At 68.5% G+C, this 1,631-nt stretch carries 2 protein-coding genes; both read left to right on the top strand.

Annotated features, from left to right (window positions below; genetic code table 11):
• Window positions 1-374, top strand: a 374-nt coding sequence (locus AC1D15_RS31125; protein WP_477829076.1) for a LysR substrate-binding domain-containing protein, incomplete at its 5' end; no start/stop codon positions are given.
• Between the two features lie 160 nt (window positions 375-534).
• Window positions 535-1,631: alpha-hydroxy acid oxidase (locus AC1D15_RS31120; protein ID WP_477829075.1), on the top strand; the 1,097-nt coding region annotated here is incomplete at its 3' end.

The raw sequence follows: 1,631 nt of genomic DNA, 5'->3' as shown, positions 1-1,631 counted from the left end.
CGCCGGCCGACCTGGCCAACGCGCCCTTGCTGCGCACGCCGATCGAGCCGTGGACGCCGTGGTTCCGCGCGGCGGGCCTGGACTGGGGCGAGCCGACGCAGGGCACGAAGCTGGTCGACCTGGGGCTGACGCTGGAGGCGGCCGTCAGCGGCCAGGGCGTGGTGCTGGCAAGGCCGAGCCTCGCGCGGCCGTGGCTGGCGAGTGGCGCGTTGCGGCCGCTGTTTGCACTGGCGACGACGCCCACGCGGCAATACCGGCTGCTGCCGCATGCGGCCGACGGCGCGGCGGCGGAGTTTGCGCAGTGGCTGCGCGAGACCTGCGGCGCGGTGGCGAACGAAGCATTCGCCGAGGCGCGAGCGTTGGTGTCGGGTTAGTCCGGAAGATCTTTCCGATCGAGCAAGCGCCACACCCGACTAGCATGGCGGGCGCTCGCCCACCTCCGTTCGGGCTGAGCCTGTCGAAGCCAGCGCACCTCGCCGGCACTTCGACAAGCTCAGTGCGAACGGAGAACTACCCCGGATTTCAGGACCCTCCATGCCCGTGATCACCTGCATCGAAGACCTCCGCGTGCTCGCCGAGAAGCGCGTGCCGCGCATGTTCTACGACTACGCCGACTCCGGCTCGTACACCGAGGGCACCTACCGCGCCAACGAGAGCGAGTTCCAGAAGATCAAGCTGCGCCAGCGCGTGGCCGTCAACCTGGCCAACCGTTCGCTGCGCACGCAGATGATCGGTGTCGACGTCGCGATGCCGGTGGCGCTGGCGCCGATCGGCATGTGCGGCATGCAGCATGCCGACGGCGAGATCCTGGCGGCGCGCGCGGCCGAGAAGTTCGGCGTGCCGTTCACGCTGTCGACGATGAGCATCAGCTCGATCGAGGACGTGGCCGCGAACACCAAGGCGCCGTTCTGGTTCCAGCTCTACGTGATGAAGGACCGGGATTTCGTCGAGCGGCTGATCGACCGTGCCAAGGCCGCGAAGTGCGGCGCGCTGGTGCTGACGCTGGACCTGCAGATCCTCGGGCAGCGGCACAAGGACCTGAAGAACGGCTTGTCGGCACCGCCGAAGCCGACGATCGCCAACCTGATCAACCTGGCGACCAAGCCGCAGTGGTGCATGGCGATGCTGGGGACGAAGCGGCGCACCTTCGGCAACATCGTCGGCCATGTGAAGGGCGTGGCCGACATGTCGTCGCTGGGCTCGTGGACGGCCGACCAGTTCGACCCGACGCTGAGCTGGGCCGATGTGGAATGGATCAAGAAGCGCTGGGGCGGCAAGCTGATCCTGAAGGGGATCCTGGATGCGGAAGACGCCCGGCTCGCGGCCGACTCGGGCGCCGATGCGCTGATCGTGTCGAACCACGGCGGGCGGCAGCTCGATGGCGCCTTGTCGTCGATCGAGGCCCTCCCGSGCATCGTCGACGCGGTGGGGTCACGCATCGAGGTCTGGATGGACGGCGGGATCCGCTCCGGCCAGGACGTGCTGAAGGCCGTCGCGCTCGGCGCCAAGGGCACGATGATCGGCCGCGCCTTCATCTACGGCCTGGGTGCCATGGGCGAGGCCGGGGTGACGAAGGCGCTTCAGATCATCGCGAAGGAGCTGGATACGACGATGGCGTTTTGTGGGAGGAC

The sequence above is a fragment of the Rhizobacter sp. P2_H2 genome (genome assembly GCF_056403375.1).
This window is presented reverse-complemented; position numbering and strand designations above follow the sequence as displayed.